A 17,637-nucleotide genomic window follows, 5' to 3' on the forward strand; every position below is an offset into this window, starting at 1 on the left:
TATACTAGGTTCATGTCGCACACCATCAAGCACAAGTCGAAGCTCGTCGGCCGCGTCAGGCGCATCAAGGGGCAGATCGAAGCGGTCGAGCGTGCGCTCGAGTCCGAGCTCGGCTGCGCTGACGTGTTGATGCTGGTCGCATCGGTGCGTGGCGCGGTGAACGGGCTGACTGCCGAGCTACTCGAGGACCATATCCGTCATCACGTCGTCGATCCCGCGCATGAGAAGGATCCGGAGAAGGCGCAAGGCGCCGCGGATCTGATCGACGTCGTCCGCACTTACCTGAAGTGAAGCCATGACCGGACTCTCCGAACTGTTACAGCAGGGCTCGGCGCATGCGTGGCTGTTCGTGCCGAGCGCCATTCTGCTTGGCGCGCTGCATGGCATGGAGCCGGGCCACTCCAAGACGATGATGGCAGCATTCATCATCGCGGTGCGCGGCACCGTGCTGCAGGCGGCGCTGCTCGGCCTTTCGGCTGCGATCTCGCATACGGCGATCGTATGGGCGGTGGCGCTCGGCGGCTTGTATTTCGGGCGGCAGTGGAGCGGCGAACAGAGCGAGGCGTACTTCCAGATCGCCTCGGCCGTCGTGATCATCGGCATCGCGATCTGGATGGCGTGGCGGACCTGGCGCGAGCAGAACGCCCAAGATCTTGACCAAGACCACGATCATCATCATCACCATGACGAGGTGATCCAATTCGCAACCGGCGACGGCGTGCTCACGCTCGAGATATTCGAGGACGGTGTGCCGCCGCGCTGGCGTGTTCGCGCCGAACGCGGTCTGCTGCCGGCGCCGGAAGCGATCGTGCTGGACACGTTGCGGCCGGACGGCGTGAGGCAATCCTTCAGCTTCGTCAGCCGCGATGGATTTCTTGAAAGCGTCGACGAGGTACCCGAGCCCCACGCTTTCAAGGCGAGGCTGTCGCTGCGCGGACGTGCCGAAGCGTTCGAGACGAGCTTCGAGGAACATGACCACGACCATTCTCACATGAACCTCGGCGAGGAGGACGACGCCCACGCCCGCGCGCATGCCGCCGACATCCGCAAGCGCTTTGCGGGACGGACGGTCACGACCTGGCAGATCGTGCTGTTCGGACTATCCGGCGGCCTGATCCCGTGCCCGGCGGCGATCACCGTGCTCTTGCTCTGCATCCAGCTCAAGCAGTTCAGCCTCGGTTTCACGCTGGTCGTGTGCTTCGGGATTGGCCTCGCGATCACCATGGTTTCGGCCGGCGTGCTGGCCGCGCTGAGCCTGCGCCACATCGAGCGCCGCTGGACCGGCTTCAGCCGCTTCGCGCGCCAGGCGCCCTATGCTTCGGCGGCGCTGATCGTCCTCGTCGGGCTCTACACGGGATGGCTGGGTTTCAGCGCGATCTAGGGCGGGACGAAATCGGAGCGAACAGGAATCGCGAAGCAGTGAGGTGAGCAGAACGGCCCGGGCGCAAACGCCATATGCGATAGTCAGGGGCGAGGCGCGATTTCGGAATAATGGAATAATGTCGCTGATTTGCCCGACATGTCAAGTATTCGTGTCGAGCGCCGGCACCGGCCGACTACTTTGCATGGGGTTGTTTTCGATATTTTGGCTGTGCGCCATGCGCGGGTGACGACAGCAACGGCTGTTGATGGGTGGTGAATCGATACCCATCCCCGTCGTCCTGGCGAAAAGCCAGGACCCATACGCCGCGGCCCTCGGAAAAGGCACAAGCGGCATCGGCTTCTCTTGCAACTTAATTCGGTGGCTATGGGTCCCGGCCTTCGCCGGGACGACGAAGGGCCGCGCCTACTTCATTGCCGAGAAGCGGGTGTCGAACGAGTTCGACTGCACCACTGGAGAAGAGCCGGCGAGCTGCGTGCCGGTCGCGGCGGCAGGCGCCGCCGGAGCGGACGTGGCGGTATCGGTGACCGAGGGTTTGAGTGCCGGCTTGGCGGCCTGCTTGGTCGCGGGCTTCGGTGCGACGCGCACCACCGATTGGGGTTTTGCCTCGGCGAGTTTCGGCTTCGCCGGTGCGGGGGCGGCGGACGCGGGGGTCGCATCGGCGGTGCCGCCGATACCGACCTTGCGGGCGAAGCTGGAGAAGAATCCTTCGGACTGGCCGGCGGGCGCCGCCGTCGCAACGCGTGTCGGTGTCGCTGACGCCGTCGTCGCCACCACCGGTTCTTCCGGCTGGGCTTCGAGCTTCGGCCGCGGCGGATTGACCGTTCCGGGGATCGTGCCGGGGGCACGTGCCAGCGACATCGATTGCAGGCTCTGGCTGTCGCCGCCTTCGGAGAGCCCGGTGTTGCCTTCCGGGATCTTCGAGGCGAACACCGCGTTCATGCCGCCGTCGATGCCGGTGTTGAGGCGCGCCACCGGCGTGCCCTTGGCGATCAGCTTCGCGGTCTCGGCGGCGTCCTGCTGCTCCCTCTCGCGCACGGCGCTCGCGATCTCGTCGGGGATCACATAGGCCGGGCACTTCGCGGACGCGTTAAACACCGGATCGCGCGTCGCGTTCGGGTCCTTGACCGCGTCGAAGACGTATTTCTTCTCGCAGAAGTCGACCTTCGGCTCTTGCTTCGTCACCTCGAAATGATCGTAGCCTTCCTTGATCATCTTCCAGAAAGGCATGTTCGGGTTGTTGCGGTGCCTGGCCATGTTGACCGGCGTCATCCGGAACGGATAGGCCTGAAACTGAAACGCGCGCTGGCCGCCGAAGAAAGACTCGCGGCCGAGCGAGTAGATTTCTGCGATCTGCTCGTCGGTCATCGCGTAACAGCCGCGCGACGAACAGTCGCCATGCACCATCAGCTCCGAACCGGTGCGGCCGAGCGCCTTGTCGAAGGCGTTGGGATAGCCGGTGTTGAACGAGAGGTAATAGGCCGACTGCGGATTCATCTGGCTGGGGTTGATGGAGTAGAACCCCTCGGGCGCCTGGCGGTCGCCTTCGCGCACCTTCGGGCCGAGATCGCCGGACCAGCGGCAGATCGGATAGGTCTTCAGGAGCGCCATGCGGCCGGAGCGGTCCTGCTTCCAGACCTCGAGCTCTGCCTCCTGCTTGAACAGCCGCACCAGGATCGGCGACTGCATGTCCATGTCCTTCTCGAGCATGGCGGCGACAAGCTTCGGCGGCACCGGCTGGTTGGCCTTGGCGTTGGTGGCGAGCGAGACCTGGTCAGTGTCACAGCCGGCCAGCAGCACGCTCACCGCGAGAGCGGCGGAGGTGACAAGCGCGCGAACGAGCGTGCGATGAATCAAGTCGAAGCTCCACACCCACCGGGCAATCTTCGCGACCCCAACACGGCGAATATGCCCTGAAGCCATTGTCTAAAATATTAGCCTTCGGCCCCCCTGCTCGCAACCCGAACAGAGGTTACCCGCCGCCATGGTAGCGGGCATGGTTCAAGGAACGTTAAAGACCCGCCTCTGGGCCTAATTGCGGCCAAATTGGCCGATTTGGGGAAAAATCCACCCCGTTCCGGGCCGGCTAGCCGAGCTTCCGGCCGATATCGAGGAACTTCTGCCGCCGCTGCTTGCGAACCGCGTCCGGATCAAGATTTCGTAGGTCGCCGAAGGCCTGGGCGATCGCGTCGCCGGTGGTGGCGATCATGGCCGCCGCGTCGCGGTGGGCGCCGCCGGCGGGTTCTCTCAGGATCTGGTCGATCACGCCGAAGCGCAGCATGTCCTGGGCGGTGATCTTCATGCTGTTGGCGGCTTCCTGCGCCTTGGTGCCGTCGCGCCACAGGATCGAGGACGCGGCCTCCGGCGAGATCACGCTGTAGATCGCGTGTTCGAACATCAGGACGCGGTTGGCGGTGGTGATGGCGATCGCGCCGCCCGACATGCCTTCGCCGGTGATGATCGCGACATTGGGCACGCCGAGCGACAGGCAGGCATCGGTCGAGCGCGCGATCGCCTCGGCCTGGCCGCGCTCCTCGGCGCCGATGCCGGGATAGGCGCCGGCGGAATCGACGATCGACAGCACGGGAATGCCGAACCGGTCGGCCATCTCCATCAGCCGCACCGCCTTGCGATAGCCTTCGGGCCGCGCCATGCCGAAATTGTGCTTGATGCGGCTCTCGGTGGTGGCGCCCTTTTCCTGGCCGACCACGCAGATGCTTTCGCCGCGGAAACGGCCGAAGCCGCCGATCAGCGCCTCGTCGTCGGCGAATTTGCGGTCGCCGGCCATCGGCGTGAATTCTGATATCAGCGCGTTGATGAAATCGGAGAAGTGCGGGCGCTGCGGATGGCGCGCGACCAGCGTCTTCTGCCACGGCGTCAAATTGGCATAGAGCTCGGTGAGCGCTTGCGCTGCCTTGTCCTCGATCCGTGCGACCTCGTCGCCGATGTCGCTGCCCGAGGCGGCAAGCGCGCGCAACTCGTCGATCTTGGATTCAAGCTCGGCGACGGGTTTTTCGAAGTCGAGATAGCTGCGCATCGGGTCGGCCATCAACTCAATATAAGGAGGAACGGTGCGAGGGGCGAAGCGGTTTCGGCGGATAACAGAGAAGTCTCACAACTTCAATTGGTTAACGTGTATTCGAGCCGAACGCACGCTTCACGGTCGCGGGCAGGTGACGCTCTTTCTGCGGAGATGCCGCCGAAGTCAAGGCGGCCGTTATTTTTCCGCCAGCGGATGCAGGTCGCGGACCAGGCTCTTCAGCCGTTCCTCGACCACATGGGTGTAGATCTGGGTGGTCGAGATGTCGGTGTGGCCGAGCAGGGTCTGCACGATGCGCAGGTCAGCGCCGTTGTGCAGCAAATGGCTGGCAAAGGCGTGGCGTAGCACATGCGGCGAGACCAGCCGCGGCGCGAGGCCGGAAGCGGCTGCAAGCTCCTTGAGGTCGCGGGCAAAATGCTGCCGGGTCAGATGGCCGCTCTCGCCGAAGGACGGAAACAGCCATTTCGACGGCGCGGCTTTCTGTTCTTGCTTTTCTTGCGGCTTCATCACCTCGAGCGCCGCCAGATAATCCGCCATCGCTTGGCGCGAGGCGTCATTGAGCGGCACCAGCCGTTCCTTGTTGCCCTTGCCGCGCACCACGATCATCCGCGCGTCGCGCCGCGCGGCGGCTGATGGCAGTGACACCAGTTCGGAGACGCGCAAGCCCGTCGCGTAGAGCACTTCGAGCAGGCAATAAAGCCGCAGCGCCCGCAGCCGCTGCGCCGGCGAGACGTCGGTCCGGGTGAGCTCCTGCGCGCGCGTCAGCATGCGGTCGACGTCTGCGATCGACAGCACCTTGGGCAGGCCGCGGCCGCGCTTCGGGCCCGATAGAATCGCGGCCGGATCGTCGCTGCGGATCCGCTCATTGAGCAGGAAACGATAAAGATGCCGCATCGCCGACAGCCGCCGCGCCACGCTTGTCGATTTGAAGCCGCGCGTGTCGAGGTCGGCGAGATAGCCGCGCAGCGCCTCGGTGTCGGCGCCGACGAAGCCTTGACTGGATCGGGCGAGGAAGTCGGAGAAATCGGTGAGGTCGCGCCGGTAGGCGTCGAGCGTATTGGCGCCGGCGCCCTGTTCCGCGGCGAGCATGTCGAGGAACAGCGCGATCAGGCTGGAGTCAGTGGTCTTGGCGGAGGTCCTGGCAGGAATCTTGGCGCTCATGCCAGGAACCATAGCGGCTATTTCTTGAGGAACTTATCCGGCGGGATGGTCACCGTCATTTCCCGCGGCTTCGGGTGCACGAAATTTGCCAGCGCGAAAACGATGCCATAGCCGATCCCGAAAATCACGGCGACGACCGTCAGGAAGCGGAACAGGCTGGGCATGGAGGCGGCTCGGGGGGCAAATTAACCAATGAAATCATCCAACATGTTCCCCGCGCCGTTGCAAGAGTCGCTGGTAACGGTATCGCCGGCGGTAGTATAGGTGGCTCGAAATCCGGCAAATCGTCCGATAACAGAGCTTTTTGATGTCCGAAACCGCCGTACCTGTAACGACCAACCCGACCCTGGAGGCCGACATCGCGGCCGCGCTGGGGCTGCGGTCGATCGTGCTGGTGGGCATGATGGGGGCGGGCAAGTCGACCATCGGCCGGCGGATGGCCGCGCGGCTTCGGCTGCCATTTACCGACGCCGACACTGAGATCGAGACGGCGCATCGGATGTCGATCCCGGAGATTTTCGAGACCCATGGCGAGCCATATTTCCGCGACGGCGAGGCGCGGGTGATCGCGCGTATCCTCGATAGCGGGCCGGTCGTGCTGGCAACCGGCGGCGGCGCCTTCATGCGCGAGGAGACCCGCAACCGGATCCGCGAGCGAGCGATATCGATCTGGCTCAAGGCCGATTCCGATATCATCATGCGCCGGGTCCGCCGCCGCGCCGACCGTCCGTTGCTGCAGACCACCGACCCCGAGGCGACGGTCAATCGCCTGCTCGTCGAGCGCGAGCCGGTCTATCAAAATGCCGATTTGACGATCGCCTCGCGCGACGTGCCGCATGACCGCATCGTCGACGAATGCCTCGAGGCCCTGCACGCGCATCTCGGCGGCACGCCTCCGGCCATCGAACCAACACATGATGGATTGAACACGACCTCATGACTGCGCCCCTGAAACATTCCGCGTCTGTAACGGTCGACGTCGCGCTCGGCGATCGCGCCTATGACATCGTCATCGGCCGCGACGTGCTGCAGACGTTGGGCGCGCGCGTCGCCGCGCTGCGGCCCGGCGTGCGCACCGCCATCGTCACCGACCGCACGGTTGCAAAGCATTGGCTGGAGCCGACCGAGGCGTCGCTCGCTGCTGCCGGCATTCCGACATCGCGGATCGTCGTCGAGGAAGGCGAGGGCTCGAAGAGCTATGCCGGGCTGTCACAGGTCAGCGAAGCGCTGATCGCGGCGAAGATCGAGCGCAATGATCTCGTGATCGCGCTCGGCGGCGGCGTGGTCGGCGATCTCGCCGGCTTCGCGGCGGCAATCCTGCGCCGCGGTGTCGATTTCGTGCAGGTGCCGACCTCGCTGCTCGCGCAGGTCGATTCCTCGGTCGGCGGCAAGACCGGCATCAACTCGCCGCAGGGCAAGAACCTGATCGGCGCGTTCCACCAGCCGGTGCTTGTGATCGCCGACACGTCGGTGCTGGACACGCTGTCGCCGCGCCAGTTCCGGGCCGGCTACGCCGAGGTCGCGAAGTATGGCATCCTCGGCGATGAGGCCTTCTTCGGCTGGCTCGAGGCAAATCACGCCGATATCGTCGTAGGCGGCGCGGCGCGCGAGCATGCGATCGCGACGTCCTGCCGGGCCAAGGCGGCGATCGTCTCCCGCGACGAGCGCGAGACCGGTGAGCGCGCGCTGCTCAATCTCGGCCACACCTTCGGCCATGCGCTGGAAGCCGCGACCGGCTTCTCCGACCGCCTGTTCCATGGCGAGGGCGTCTCGGTCGGCATGGTGCTGGCGGCGGAATTTTCCGCGCAACTGGGTATGATCCCGGCCGACGATGTGGCGCGGATCGCGCGTCATCTTTCCGCGGTAGGATTGCCGACGCGCCTGCAGGATATCGCGGGCTTCACCCAGGAGGGCCTCGCCGATGCCGACGCGTTGCTGGCGCTGATGGCGCAGGACAAGAAGGTCAAGCGCGGCAAGCTCACCTTCATCCTGCTGGAGGCGGTCGGTCGCGCCGTGATCGCCAACAATGTCGAGCCGTCGCTGGTGCGCGACTTCCTGCAAGTCAAGCTGGCGAGGCACTAGGCACAACGTTCGGGTGAACGAAGTTGGACTGGATAACCGTCTGCATCGTCATTGGCTGCCTGCTGGTTTCCGCCTTCTTCTCGGCGAGTGAAACCGCGCTGACGGGCGCCTCGCGCGCCAGCATGTTACGGCTGTCGAAACAGGGCAACAGCGACGCCACCCTCGTGTCCAGCCTGATGGCCGTGCGCGAGCGAATGATCGGCGCGCTGCTGCTCGGCAACAATATCGCCAATATCGGCGCCTCCGCGCTCGCAACCGGCATCTTCACCGCATGGTTCGGCGACGTCGGCGTGCTCTACGCCACCGGCGTGATGACGGTGCTGGTGGTGATCTTCGCGGAAGTGCTGCCCAAGACTGTCGCGATCAACGCGCCGGAGCGGGTGTCGCTCGCCGTGGCGCGGCCGATGCGGCTGACGGTCTTTGTGCTCGGTCCACTCCTGACCGTCATCGAGGCCATCGTCCGCGTCCTGATGCGGCTGCTCGGCATCAAGATCGGTGCGTATCAGGCGATTCTGTCGCCCACCGAACGACTGCGCGGTGCGGTCGACCTGCTGCATCACGAGGGCAAGGTCGAGAAGCAGGACCGCGACATGCTCGGCGGCCTCCTCGACCTGAGCGAGCTGCAGGTCTCGGACGTCATGGTCCACCGCACCGAAATGACCACGGTCAATGCCGACCTGCCGCCGGAGGAACTGGTGCGCGAGGTGCTGGCGAGCGAATACACCCGCATCCCGCTGTGGCGGGAGAAGCCGGAGAACATCGTCGGCGTGCTGCACGCCAAGGATTTGCTGCGCGCCATCCGCGCCAACGAAGGCGACATGTCGGGGATCGATGCCTCGGCGATCGCGCTGCCGCCCTGGTTCGTGCCGGAGATGCGCCCGGTTTCCGAGCAGTTGAAGGCGTTCCGCCGCCGCAAGACCCACTTCGCCCTCGTTGTCGACGAATATGGCGAGGTCGAAGGCATGGTGACGCTGGAGGACATCCTGGAGGAGATCGTCGGCGACATCTCCGACGAGCATGACGTCGTCGTGGCCGGCGTACGCGCCCAGCCCGACGGCTCGGTCGTGGTCGACGGCTCGGTTCCGATCCGCGATCTCAACCGCGCGATGGACTGGCGCCTGCCGGACCAGGAGGCGACCACGGTCGCCGGTCTCGTGATCCACGAGGCGCGGTCGATCCCCGACCGCGGCCAGAGCTTCACCTTCCACGGTTTCCGCTTCCGCGTGCTCCGCCGCGAGCGCAACCGCATCACCGCGTTGCGCATCGTCGCGGTGCCGCGCGAGGGGGCCGAACTCGATGAGAAGAAGCCGAAGCGAGCCGGCACGGCGTTCTAGTTCAAGCCACGTAGTCGATTAGGTCCGTCACCCTGAGGGCTGCGAAGCAGCGTCTCGAAGGGTCGACGGCCACCAGCCGGGCCGTGCATCCTTCGAGACGCGCGAAGACGCGCTCCTCCAGCGACAAAGGCGAAGCCTTTGCGCGGGGATGACGGGTCTGATAGGCGAGCCAGTGCTACTCGATGTCGATCGAGACGCCCGAGAGCTTCCATGCGCCGTCGGAGGGGAAGAAGCCGAGCTGATACTTCACCTGCTTGGGCGTGGTGTCGAAATGGCCCTTCAACTGCAGCACGCCCTTCTCATCGATCTTGGCGTCCTCGTCGAGAATGATCGGCTTGGCGACGACGGCATCGAACACCGCGTGCTTGTCGACCAGATCCTTGAAGATTGTCTTCAACTTGTCCGGCGGAAACTGGTCGTGGAACGGCTTTGAGATCTTGGCGTGGAACACGGTGAAATTGTCTGATGCCACCGCATCGTTCAGCGATACCAGGATGCTCTTGATCAACACTTCCTGAACAAAGGGGCTCGGCATGTCCAGCGCCGAGGCCGGAAGGGTTGCGGGTATCAGCAGCAGGCCGGCGGCAGCGATCGACCGGAAGCGTGCCCAACGGATCATCAAACGAGGGATTATCAAGCGAGGGATCATCAAGCGGCCCCATCAAATCGGTGGCGACGTGATCCAAAACCGACCGCCCTTGTGGAGCGGGTCCATCGCCGGTGGCATCTCATCTCAATAGATCAAAACCGCTGCGGCGTCTTGAGGCAGGCGCGAACTAGCCCCGCTTTTCCCCGGGTGCGTGTGCATGGATTGCCAGCGCGTGCACGGAGCCGGCGAGTTCCTGCGTCAGCGTCGTATTTATCATGCGGTGACGTTCGATCCGGGTCTTCCCTTCGAAGGCCAGCGACACAATATATAGCCGAAAGTGCGTCTCGCCGCCCGGCCTGTGGCCGGCGTGGCCCTCATGCAGATGTGACTCATCGACGACGTCGAGGCTTTCCGGCGAGAAAGCTTCACGCAACTTGTTTATGATAGCGTCTTTGGTGCTCATGTTGGCGGCATTACGTTCGCGACGGCTTTTCGTCAATGGTGCAGCGGGAAACGAGGTCTGCGCAATGTCAAGACTTGAAGAATTGTGCATTGCGTAGTCAAAGAGAGCATGGCGATCGATTCATCCAAATTCTTCGACTCCATTCGCATCAAGCCGACCAAGGTGAGTGCGAAGCGTCAGGCGCAGGCCGGCGCAGAGGCGGTCGCTTGCGAGTGGGCAGGGTGCCAGAACAAGGGCGCGCATCGCGCCCCGAAGGGCCGTGAGAACTCGCGCGAGTACTGGCACTTCTGTCTCGATCACGTCCGCGAGTACAACCAGTCCTACAACTTCTTCCAGGGCATGAATCCGGACGACGTCGCGCGCTACCAGAAGGATGCGCTGACCGGCCATCGTCCGACCTGGAAGATGGGGGCCAATGGCGCCAAGAAGGGCGAAGGCGATATCGAGGCCGGGTCCGATCCGTTCCACATGTTCTCCGAGCTCAACGGCCGCGGCCGTTGGCGGCCCGGTCCGGGTGGCGCGCAGGAGCCCAAGCCGGAAGTGCGCAAGGTCATGAACGCCGAGCGCAAGGCGTTGCAGGTGATGGGGCTCGGCGCCGGCGCGACGCTCGACGTCGTCAAGGCGAAATATAAGGCGCTGGTCAAGCAGCACCATCCCGACGCCAATGGCGGCGACCGCTCCACCGAGGATCGCCTGATCGAGATCATCAAGGCGTATAATTACCTGAAGACCGTGGTGCGCGAGGCCTGATCTCTCGCTGTCGTCGCCCCTGCGAAAGCAGGGGCCCATAACCACCGGCAGCTATTGCTCACACGAGATGTCTGCCCGATCGCCCGATTGATGGGCCGCGGCGTATGGGTCCCTGCTTTCGCAGGGACGACGGCGGAGAGTGTGGCTCCGCTGTCGACTTTCATTTAGCTCTTCGGCATTACCCCGACATAGGACGAACTCGGCCGGATCAGCCGTCCGGTGCGCTGCTGTTCCCTGGCGTGCGCGGTCCAGCCGGCGGCGCGGGCTGTCGCGAAGATCGGCGTGAAGGCCTGCCGTGGGATCGCCAGCGCGTCGAGCAGGATCGCGGTGAAGAACTCGACATTGGTCTCGAGCGGCCGGTCCGGATTCTTCCGCCGCAGTGCTGCGCGGATATAGGCCTCGACCTCGCCGGCAAAAGGAAGGTCGGCACCGTCGGTCTCGAGACGCTCGATCGCAACCTTCAGCACATCGGCGCGCGGGTCGCGCACGCGATAGACGCGATGGCCAAACCCCATCAGCCGTTCGCCCCGCGCCAGCGCGTCGTCGACCCAGGGCTTGATCCGCTCACGCGTGCCGATCGCATCGAGCATTTCCAGCACCGGCTCCGGCGCGCCGCCATGCAGCGGACCCGTCAGCGCGCAATAGCCGCCAGTGACGGCAGCGAACAGGTCTGCCTGGGTCGACGCGATCACCCGCGTGGTGAAGGTCGAGGCGTTCATGCCGTGATCGCAGACCGTGACGAAATAGGCATCCAGCGCGGCGACCTCGCGCGGCTCGACCTTGAGGCCCCGCAGCATGCGCAGCGTATCGGCGGCGTGGCTGATATTTGCATCCGGCGCGATCGGATCGTGTCCCTTGGCGCGCTGCACCAGGGCACCCGCGATCACCGGGAAGGCGCCGACGATGGTCGCCTCATGCTCGAGCCCGTTCTCGCCGCGCAGTCCGGCGATCGCGGCGCGGAAACCGTCGACGATCGACATGCCGCGCGTCGCCGGCAGCAAATCCGGCAGGCGCGCAAACGCCCGTTCGCGGGCAGCGCCGAGGCTGGCGCGAACATTGGCCTCGCTCAGCGTCGTCCCGGTGCCGCCGTTCCAGAGCCGCGCGGTGACGCCCTCGAAGCCGGATTTGCCCGCGAGGTCGGCGACGTGCTCGCCGGCGATGATGAGCTCGCCGCGCTCGCCGTCGACATGGCTCAACACGGTCTCGGCGGCGGGAACGCCGTCCAGACCGATCTGGCTCTTGGTGAGAAGCATGTTCATGGCCCGATCTCCTGTTTCACATCTGGAAAGATCGGGCCTCTCGACGAGTTGATCAATCTTGATTATATAAATCAATATGAAAAAATCGCCCGCGCTTTACCTCTCCGCCCCGGAAGCCGCCGCCGAACTCGCGATCTCGCCGGCGACCCTTTACGCCTATGTCAGCCGCGGGCTGATCCGCTCCGAGCCGTCGCCGGATTCGCGCAGCCATCGCTACCGCGCCGAAGACATCAGGGGATTGAAGGAGCGCCGTGCGCCCTCGCCGGAGCCGCGCGGCTTGCGGAATTTCGACGCGGATTTGCCGGTGATGGATTCGGCGATCGCGACCATCACCGAACAGGGGCCGATCTATCGCGGTGTGAACTGCGTCGATCTCGCTGAGCGGGACACGCTGGAGCACACCGCGACGCTGTTGTGGGACGTCACCGGCGTCGATCCGTTCGCTCCGGACAATTGTCCGCACATCTCCGACGAGATGCGCGCGATCGCGGAGGCCGCGCGCCGCGCTGCGCCGATTGACCGGACGGTCGCGGTGCTGGCGCTGGCGGCGAGCGCCGATCCCGGGGCGTTCACCCGCGCGCCCGACGGCCGCGCGATGGTTGGTGCCCGGATTTTGCGGCTCCTGGTCGCAACCATGCTGAACGCGCCGACATCGGCAGATCCGCTGCATGAGCAGGTCGCGCGGGTCTGGATATCAGGCAACAAGCACGCGCCCGACCTGATCCGCCGCGCGCTGGTACTGCTCGCCGATCACGAGCTGAATGCCTCGACCTTCACCGTGCGCTGCGCGGCGTCGACCGGCCTCAATCTCTACGACGCAATCATCGCGGGCCTCGTGGCGCTGAAGGGCCCGAAGCATGGCGGTGCTGGCGTGCTCGCCTCGCACCTGGTCAGGACGCTGATCGACAATGACGTCGCCCCGGTGATCCGCGAGCGCGTCGCGCTGGGCGAACGTTTCGCCGGCTTCGGCCACGGCGTCTACAAAAAGGGCGATCCGCGCGCGATTTCGCTGCTCGAGGCACTGACGCGCGCCGGCGCGCCGCGCAAATTCACCCGGGAAGTGCCGGAGCGGATCGCGGAAGCGACCGGCGAGTTCGTCAACATCGATTACGCGCTGGCCGTGCTGGTGCACGCTCTGAGAATGCCGGCGGGCAGCGAGCTGGCGCTGTTTGCGATGGCGCGCTGCGTCGGCTGGATCGCGCATGCCAGCGAACAGCTCCAGCACGGCAAGCTGATCCGGCCCCGTGCGCGTTATGTCGGCCCGGCGCCCGGCCGCAGTGGAACGACCAACAGCCTCTGACGGCTATTTTGCGGAGGCTATTTCGCAGACTTGGCCGGCTCGATCAGGCCGCCGCCGTTACGGCGGCGGATGGTCCAGACCGCGAGCGCGAGGATCACGGCACCGCCCGCGACCGCAAACATCCAGAGATGCTTGCCGATATGCTCATGATGCGGCAGGCCGGCATAGTCGTGCAACGCGGTCACGGCGAGCACGCCGGGCAGCACATGCGCCGGCGCCCAGAGCAGGATCGCGGGGATATTGATGGCGTAGAAGCGCGCCGGCGGCATATCGAGCGCGCCTGCCGTGATCGGCACGAAGGCGCGGATCGGCGGCACGAAGCGGGCGAAGAACACTGCGAGCCCGCCCCAGCGGTTGAAAAAGGCCTCGCTCTGCGCGACCACGCCAGGGTAATTGGACAGCGGCCAGGCCGAGAGAATCTCGCGCTGGCTGCGATGGCCGATCAGGTAGGCGGTGCCGTCGCCGAGCAACGCACCGGCTGCGGCGGCCGCGAGCACCGGCCACAGCTTCAGTTCGCCGCCGGGCACCAGCGCACTCAGCGCCAGGATGATGGTCGAGCCCGGCACCAGCGAGCCGACCACCGGGACCGCTTCCAGCAGCGCGGCGAGGAACAGCGTGAGGTAGGCAAGCCAGGCATGGGCCGAAACGAACGCGATCAAGGGGTCAAGGAAAGAAGTCACAAAAATCCTGTGTGGCGGTGGCGCGATTGCAGACCTAACAACTCCCCGCCGGGGTGAAAAGTGCCAAGCGGGGAGGTCTCTGGGACGGAGCGGCGAAAGTACGGCGTGATTTGCAGGGCAGCCTTCCAAAAACCGAGGTCCGCCCCTATCTTCATGATTGAACAACGGAACTTTGATTAGCCCGCGGGCTTCTGCCAGCCGTTGCTCTCTGCTAGGCTTATGCTTAGCACCCAATCCGTAGCCAAACGACAAATCTGGTTTCGGGAAACGCCCGGGACCTCGGAGGATGAATGACGACCGCCGTCCAGACCAAAGCGCAGGAACCCGTCGGTTTGCCCGACATGAAGGTGTCGGTTCGGCAGGTCTTCGGGATCGATACCGACCTGGAAGTTCCCGCTTATTCCGAAGTCGATCCGCACGTGCCGGACATCGATAGCGATTATCGCTTCGACCGCGCCACCACGCTCGCCATCCTTGCCGGTTTCTCCAGGAACCGCCGCGTGATGGTCACCGGCTATCATGGCACCGGCAAGTCGACCCACATCGAGCAGGTCGCGGCGCGCCTCAACTGGCCCTGCGTGCGCGTCAACCTCGACAGCCACATCAGCCGTATCGATCTCGTCGGCAAGGACGCGATCGTGGTCAAGGAGGGCAAGCAGGTCACCGAATTCCGCGACGGCATCCTGCCCTGGGCGCTGCAGCACAACATCGCGCTGGTGTTCGACGAATACGACGCCGGCCGCCCCGACGTGATGTTCGTGATCCAGCGCGTGCTGGAAGTCTCGGGCCGGCTCACCCTGCTCGACCAGAACAAGGTAATCAAGCCGCACCCGGCGTTCCGCCTGTTCTCGACCGCCAACACGGTCGGTCTCGGCGACACCTCGGGCCTCTATCACGGCACCCAGCAGATCAACCAGGGCCAGATGGACCGCTGGTCGATCGTCACCTCGCTGAACTACCTCGCCCATGACGAGGAAGTCGAGATCGTGCTGGCGAAGGCGCATCATTACCGCACGCAGGAAGGCCGCGACATCGTCAACAAGATGGTGCGGCTGGCCGATCTCACCCGCAACGCCTTCGCCAATGGCGATTTGTCGACGGTGATGAGCCCACGCACGGTGATCACCTGGGCGGAGAACGCCGACATCTTCAACGACATCGGCTTCGCGTTCCGCGTCACCTTCCTCAACAAGTGCGACGAACTGGAACGGCCGCTGGTCGCCGAGTTCTACCAGCGCTGCTTCAACGTCGAGCTGCCGGAATCCTCCGTCAACGTGGCGCTCAGCTAGCCCATGCCGAAAATCTCCGTCGAGCGCACACTGACCCAGACGAAGAAGGCGGTGCTCGGCGGATTGGGCCGTTACAATGACGAGAAGATGGGGAAGCAGAAATACAAGCGCTTCGCCATCTCGCTGCGCGAAGGCAACGAGATCGTCGGCGGCATCATCGGCGAACTGTGGACCGCGGTGTTGTTCATCCAGTACTTCTGGATGGATCAGAAGTTTCGCAAGAAGGGTCTTGGCGGGAAACTGATCAAGGCGATCGAGGACGAGGCGCGGCGCTTTGGGGCTGTTCGTGCCTATGTCGACACAATGAGTTTCCAGGCGCCGGGTTTCTACCGCGCCAACGGCTATGAAGAGTTTGGCTCGATTGAGGGGTATCCCGGCGGCGTCACGCGCCACTGGCTTACGAAATCGCTATGACAACCTCCAATATCAAATTCCGTCCCGGATCAAAGGAAGCGCCGACCGAGCCGTTCAAGCGCTCGGTCTCCGCGTGCCTGAAGGCGATCGCGAAGAAGCCTGAGCTCGAAGTCACCTTCGCCGCCGAGCGGCCGGGCCTCGCGCCCGGCAAGGCGCGGTTGCCGGAGCCGGCGCGCAAGATGACGAAGCGCGATGCCGCGATCGTGCGCGGTCACGCCGATTCGATCGCGCTGAAGATCGCCTGCCACGATCCGAAGGTGCATCGCAAGCTGATGCCCGGCAATCCGCAGGCCCGCGGCGTGTTCGAGGCGGTCGAGCAGGCGCGCGTCGAGGCGCTCGGTTCGCGGCGGATGGCGGGCGTTGCCAAGAACCTCACCGCGATGCTCGACGATCATTTCCACCGCGGCAAGTATGACGAGATCACCGACCGCGCCGACGCGCCGTTGTCGGATGCGTTGGCAATGCTGGTGCGCGAGCGCCTCACCGGCATGGCGCCGCCTGCGGCTGCGAAGAAGATGGTCGATCTCTGGCGTCCGGCGCTGGAGGACAAGATCGGCACGCGGCTCGACAAGTTGAGCCGCTTTGCCGAAGACCAGGCCAAATTCGGCGACCTCGTGCATGATTTGCTGTCGGCGCTCGACCTCGGCGACGACCGCAACATGGACAGCGACGATGACGACGACCAGGACGAGAACCAGGACGGCGAGAACGATCAGTCCGGCGCCGAGGGCTCGCCCGATTCCGATGCCGCGCAGGAGATGAGCGCCGACCAGGCGCAGGCGACGGCCGACGAGATGAGCGAAAGCGCGATGGAAAGCGCGCAGGCCTCCACCAGCGACACCTTCGACGACGGCGAACTCGGCGACGACGAAACGCCGGGGGAAGCGACGCGGCCGAATTCGCGCGGCGCCAACGAGCCGCGCGGGCCGGAATATCACGCCTTCGCGCCGAAGTTCGACGAGGTGATCGCAGCCGAGGATCTCTGCGATCATGATGAGCTCGAGCGGCTGCGTTCCTATCTCGACAAGCAGCTCGCGCATCTGCAGGGTATCGTGGCGCGGCTCGCCAACCGCCTGCAGCGCCGCCTGATGGCGCAGCAGAATCGCGCCTGGGAGTTCGACCTCGAAGAGGGCATCCTGGATCCGGCGCGGCTGTCGCGCGTGGTCACCGATCCCCACCATCCGTTGTCCTTCATGCATGAGAAGGAGGCAACGTTCCGCGACACCGTGGTGACTTTGCTGCTGGATAATTCCGGCTCGATGCGTGGCCGCCCGATCACGGTCGCCGCTACCTGCGCCGACATCTTGGCGCGTACGCTGGAGCGTTGCGGCGTCAAGGTCGAGATTCTGGGCTTCACCACCCGCGCCTGGAAGGGCGGGCAGTCGCGCGAGGCGTGGCTTGCCGCCGGCAAGCCGGCCAATCCCGGCCGCCTCAACGATCTCCGCCACATCATCTACAAATCCGCCGATGCCCCCTGGCGTCGCGCGCGCAAGAACCTCGGCCTGATGATGCGCGAGGGGCTGCTGAAGGAAAACATCGATGGCGAGGCGCTGGACTGGGCGCACAAGCGCCTGCTCGGGCGTTCCGAGCAGCGCAAGATCCTGATGATGATTTCCGACGGCGCGCCGGTCGACGATTCCACGTTGTCGGTCAATCCCGGCAATTACCTCGAGCGGCACCTGCGCCACATCATCGAGGAGATCGAGACCCGCTCGCCGGTCGAGCTGATCGCGATCGGCATCGGTCACGACGTCACTCGCTATTATCGTCGCGCCGTCACGATCGTGGACGCCGAAGAACTCGGCGGCGCCATCACAGAAAAGCTCGCCGAATTGTTCAGCGAGACCAGCGGGGCCGCGCCTGCACAGGGCTCCCGGCGCCGGCTCCACTCGTGA

General features: G+C 64.9%; 18 protein-coding genes. 10 read left to right on the top strand and 8 right to left on the bottom strand.

Going from position 1 to position 17,637, the window contains the following annotated elements; translation table 11 throughout:
• The first annotated feature begins 12 nt into the window (after window positions 1-12).
• Window positions 13-291: a metal/formaldehyde-sensitive transcriptional repressor gene (locus UP09_RS02025; RefSeq protein WP_044536339.1), complete on the top strand. Its 279-nt coding sequence runs from the start codon at window positions 13-15 to the stop codon at window positions 289-291.
• A 4-nt stretch (window positions 292-295) separates the two neighbouring features.
• Window positions 296-1,381, top strand: a complete 1,086-nt coding sequence (locus UP09_RS02030; protein ID WP_044536340.1) for a nickel/cobalt efflux transporter — start codon at window positions 296-298, stop codon at window positions 1,379-1,381.
• Between the two features lie 405 nt (window positions 1,382-1,786).
• Here UP09_RS02030 and UP09_RS02035 read toward each other — a convergent pair whose 3' ends face one another.
• The 4 genes from UP09_RS02035 to UP09_RS02050 form a co-directional block, all read right to left on the bottom strand.
• A complete protein-coding gene (locus UP09_RS02035) occupies window positions 1,787-3,238 on the bottom strand; it encodes a L,D-transpeptidase family protein (RefSeq protein WP_044536406.1) in 1,452 nt (483 codons plus the stop codon).
• A 229-nt stretch (window positions 3,239-3,467) separates the two neighbouring features.
• Window positions 3,468-4,430, bottom strand: coding sequence for an acetyl-CoA carboxylase carboxyltransferase subunit alpha (locus tag UP09_RS02040; RefSeq protein ID WP_044536341.1), 963 nt, complete (start codon window positions 4,428-4,430; stop codon window positions 3,468-3,470).
• A 168-nt stretch (window positions 4,431-4,598) separates the two neighbouring features.
• On the bottom strand, window positions 4,599-5,582 hold the full coding sequence (gene xerD, locus UP09_RS02045) for a site-specific tyrosine recombinase XerD (protein WP_044536342.1): 984 nt from the start codon (window positions 5,580-5,582) through the stop codon (window positions 4,599-4,601).
• 17 nt (window positions 5,583-5,599) lie between these two features.
• A complete protein-coding gene (locus tag UP09_RS02050) occupies window positions 5,600-5,746 on the bottom strand; it encodes a hypothetical protein (RefSeq protein WP_016843561.1) in 147 nt (48 codons plus the stop codon).
• Between the two features lie 143 nt (window positions 5,747-5,889).
• Here UP09_RS02050 and UP09_RS02055 point away from each other — a divergent pair, with 143 nt between their 5' ends.
• The 3 genes from UP09_RS02055 to UP09_RS02065 are packed head-to-tail and all read left to right on the top strand — an operon-like array spanning window position 5,890 to window position 8,998.
• Entirely contained in the window at window positions 5,890-6,522 is a 633-nt protein-coding gene (locus tag UP09_RS02055; protein ID WP_044536343.1) for a shikimate kinase, read from the top strand.
• Window positions 6,519-7,664, top strand: a complete 1,146-nt coding sequence (aroB, locus tag UP09_RS02060; protein ID WP_044536344.1) for a 3-dehydroquinate synthase — start codon at window positions 6,519-6,521, stop codon at window positions 7,662-7,664. Before UP09_RS02055 ends, aroB begins: the two co-directional genes overlap by 4 nt.
• Before the next feature lie 23 nt (window positions 7,665-7,687).
• Window positions 7,688-8,998, top strand: a complete 1,311-nt coding sequence (locus tag UP09_RS02065) for an HlyC/CorC family transporter (protein WP_044536345.1) — start codon at window positions 7,688-7,690, stop codon at window positions 8,996-8,998.
• A 175-nt stretch (window positions 8,999-9,173) separates the two neighbouring features.
• On the opposite strand, the gene UP09_RS02070 is transcribed toward UP09_RS02065, so the two are convergent.
• On the bottom strand, window positions 9,174-9,617 hold the full coding sequence (locus UP09_RS02070; protein ID WP_245301735.1) for a hypothetical protein: 444 nt from the start codon (window positions 9,615-9,617) through the stop codon (window positions 9,174-9,176).
• A gap of 157 nt (window positions 9,618-9,774) precedes the next feature.
• Complete coding sequence (locus UP09_RS02075) at window positions 9,775-10,050, bottom strand: BolA family protein (protein WP_044536347.1); 276 nt, start codon at window positions 10,048-10,050, stop codon at window positions 9,775-9,777.
• 108 nt (window positions 10,051-10,158) lie between these two features.
• On the opposite strand from UP09_RS02075, the gene UP09_RS02080 reads away from it, so the two are divergent.
• Window positions 10,159-10,800: a J domain-containing protein gene (locus tag UP09_RS02080; RefSeq protein WP_044536348.1), complete on the top strand. Its 642-nt coding sequence runs from the start codon at window positions 10,159-10,161 to the stop codon at window positions 10,798-10,800.
• 164 nt (window positions 10,801-10,964) lie between these two features.
• On the opposite strand, the gene UP09_RS02085 is transcribed toward UP09_RS02080, so the two are convergent.
• Window positions 10,965-12,059 (bottom strand): citrate synthase/methylcitrate synthase, encoded by a 1,095-nt coding sequence (locus UP09_RS02085; protein ID WP_044536349.1) that lies wholly within the window; start codon window positions 12,057-12,059, stop codon window positions 10,965-10,967.
• Between the two features lie 76 nt (window positions 12,060-12,135).
• On the opposite strand from UP09_RS02085, the gene UP09_RS02090 reads away from it, so the two are divergent.
• Window positions 12,136-13,359 carry a citrate synthase family protein gene (locus tag UP09_RS02090; RefSeq protein ID WP_044536350.1) on the top strand — a complete coding sequence of 408 codons (1,224 nt, stop codon included), beginning with the start codon at window positions 12,136-12,138 and terminating at the stop codon, window positions 13,357-13,359.
• Window positions 13,360-13,376: 17 nt separating this feature from the next.
• Here UP09_RS02090 and UP09_RS02095 read toward each other — a convergent pair whose 3' ends face one another.
• Window positions 13,377-14,039 (bottom strand): DedA family protein, encoded by a 663-nt coding sequence (locus UP09_RS02095; RefSeq protein ID WP_044536351.1) that lies wholly within the window; start codon window positions 14,037-14,039, stop codon window positions 13,377-13,379.
• Between the two features lie 290 nt (window positions 14,040-14,329).
• Here UP09_RS02095 and cobS point away from each other — a divergent pair, with 290 nt between their 5' ends.
• From cobS to cobT, 3 genes are read left to right on the top strand one after another with little or no spacing between them, the layout of a single operon-like run.
• Window positions 14,330-15,328, top strand: a complete 999-nt coding sequence (cobS, locus tag UP09_RS02100) for a cobaltochelatase subunit CobS (protein WP_044536352.1) — start codon at window positions 14,330-14,332, stop codon at window positions 15,326-15,328.
• Window positions 15,329-15,331: 3 nt separating this feature from the next.
• Window positions 15,332-15,742: a GNAT family N-acetyltransferase gene (locus UP09_RS02105; protein WP_044536353.1), complete on the top strand. Its 411-nt coding sequence runs from the start codon at window positions 15,332-15,334 to the stop codon at window positions 15,740-15,742.
• Entirely contained in the window at window positions 15,739-17,637 is a 1,899-nt protein-coding gene (gene cobT / locus UP09_RS02110; RefSeq protein WP_044536354.1) for a cobaltochelatase subunit CobT, read from the top strand. Before UP09_RS02105 ends, cobT begins: the two co-directional genes overlap by 4 nt.

This window comes from Bradyrhizobium sp. LTSP885, from assembly GCF_000938305.1.
GTDB lineage: Bacteria > Pseudomonadota > Alphaproteobacteria > Rhizobiales > Xanthobacteraceae > Bradyrhizobium.

Bases quoted from the DNA above. Each gene is read 5' to 3' on its own strand.
- UP09_RS02025 (WP_044536339.1), top strand. From the start codon at position 13: ATGTCGCACACCATCAAGCACAAGTCGAAGCTCGTCGGCCGCGTCAGG.
- UP09_RS02030 (WP_044536340.1), top strand. From the start codon at position 296: ATGACCGGACTCTCCGAACTGTTACAGCAGGGCTCGGCGCATGCGTGG.
- UP09_RS02040 (WP_044536341.1), bottom strand. From the start codon at position 4,430: ATGGCCGACCCGATGCGCAGCTATCTCGACTTCGAAAAACCCGTCGCC.
- xerD (WP_044536342.1), bottom strand. From the start codon at position 5,582: ATGAGCGCCAAGATTCCTGCCAGGACCTCCGCCAAGACCACTGACTCC.
- UP09_RS02050 (WP_016843561.1), bottom strand. From the start codon at position 5,746: ATGCCCAGCCTGTTCCGCTTCCTGACGGTCGTCGCCGTGATTTTCGGG.
- UP09_RS02055 (WP_044536343.1), top strand. From the start codon at position 5,890: ATGTCCGAAACCGCCGTACCTGTAACGACCAACCCGACCCTGGAGGCC.
- aroB (WP_044536344.1), top strand. From the start codon at position 6,519: ATGACTGCGCCCCTGAAACATTCCGCGTCTGTAACGGTCGACGTCGCG.
- UP09_RS02070 (WP_245301735.1), bottom strand. From the start codon at position 9,617: ATGATCCGTTGGGCACGCTTCCGGTCGATCGCTGCCGCCGGCCTGCTG.
- UP09_RS02075 (WP_044536347.1), bottom strand. From the start codon at position 10,050: ATGAGCACCAAAGACGCTATCATAAACAAGTTGCGTGAAGCTTTCTCG.
- UP09_RS02080 (WP_044536348.1), top strand. From the start codon at position 10,159: ATGGCGATCGATTCATCCAAATTCTTCGACTCCATTCGCATCAAGCCG.
- UP09_RS02085 (WP_044536349.1), bottom strand. From the start codon at position 12,059: ATGAACATGCTTCTCACCAAGAGCCAGATCGGTCTGGACGGCGTTCCC.
- UP09_RS02090 (WP_044536350.1), top strand. From the start codon at position 12,136: ATGAAAAAATCGCCCGCGCTTTACCTCTCCGCCCCGGAAGCCGCCGCC.
- cobS (WP_044536352.1), top strand. From the start codon at position 14,330: ATGACGACCGCCGTCCAGACCAAAGCGCAGGAACCCGTCGGTTTGCCC.
- UP09_RS02105 (WP_044536353.1), top strand. From the start codon at position 15,332: ATGCCGAAAATCTCCGTCGAGCGCACACTGACCCAGACGAAGAAGGCG.
- cobT (WP_044536354.1), top strand. From the start codon at position 15,739: ATGACAACCTCCAATATCAAATTCCGTCCCGGATCAAAGGAAGCGCCG.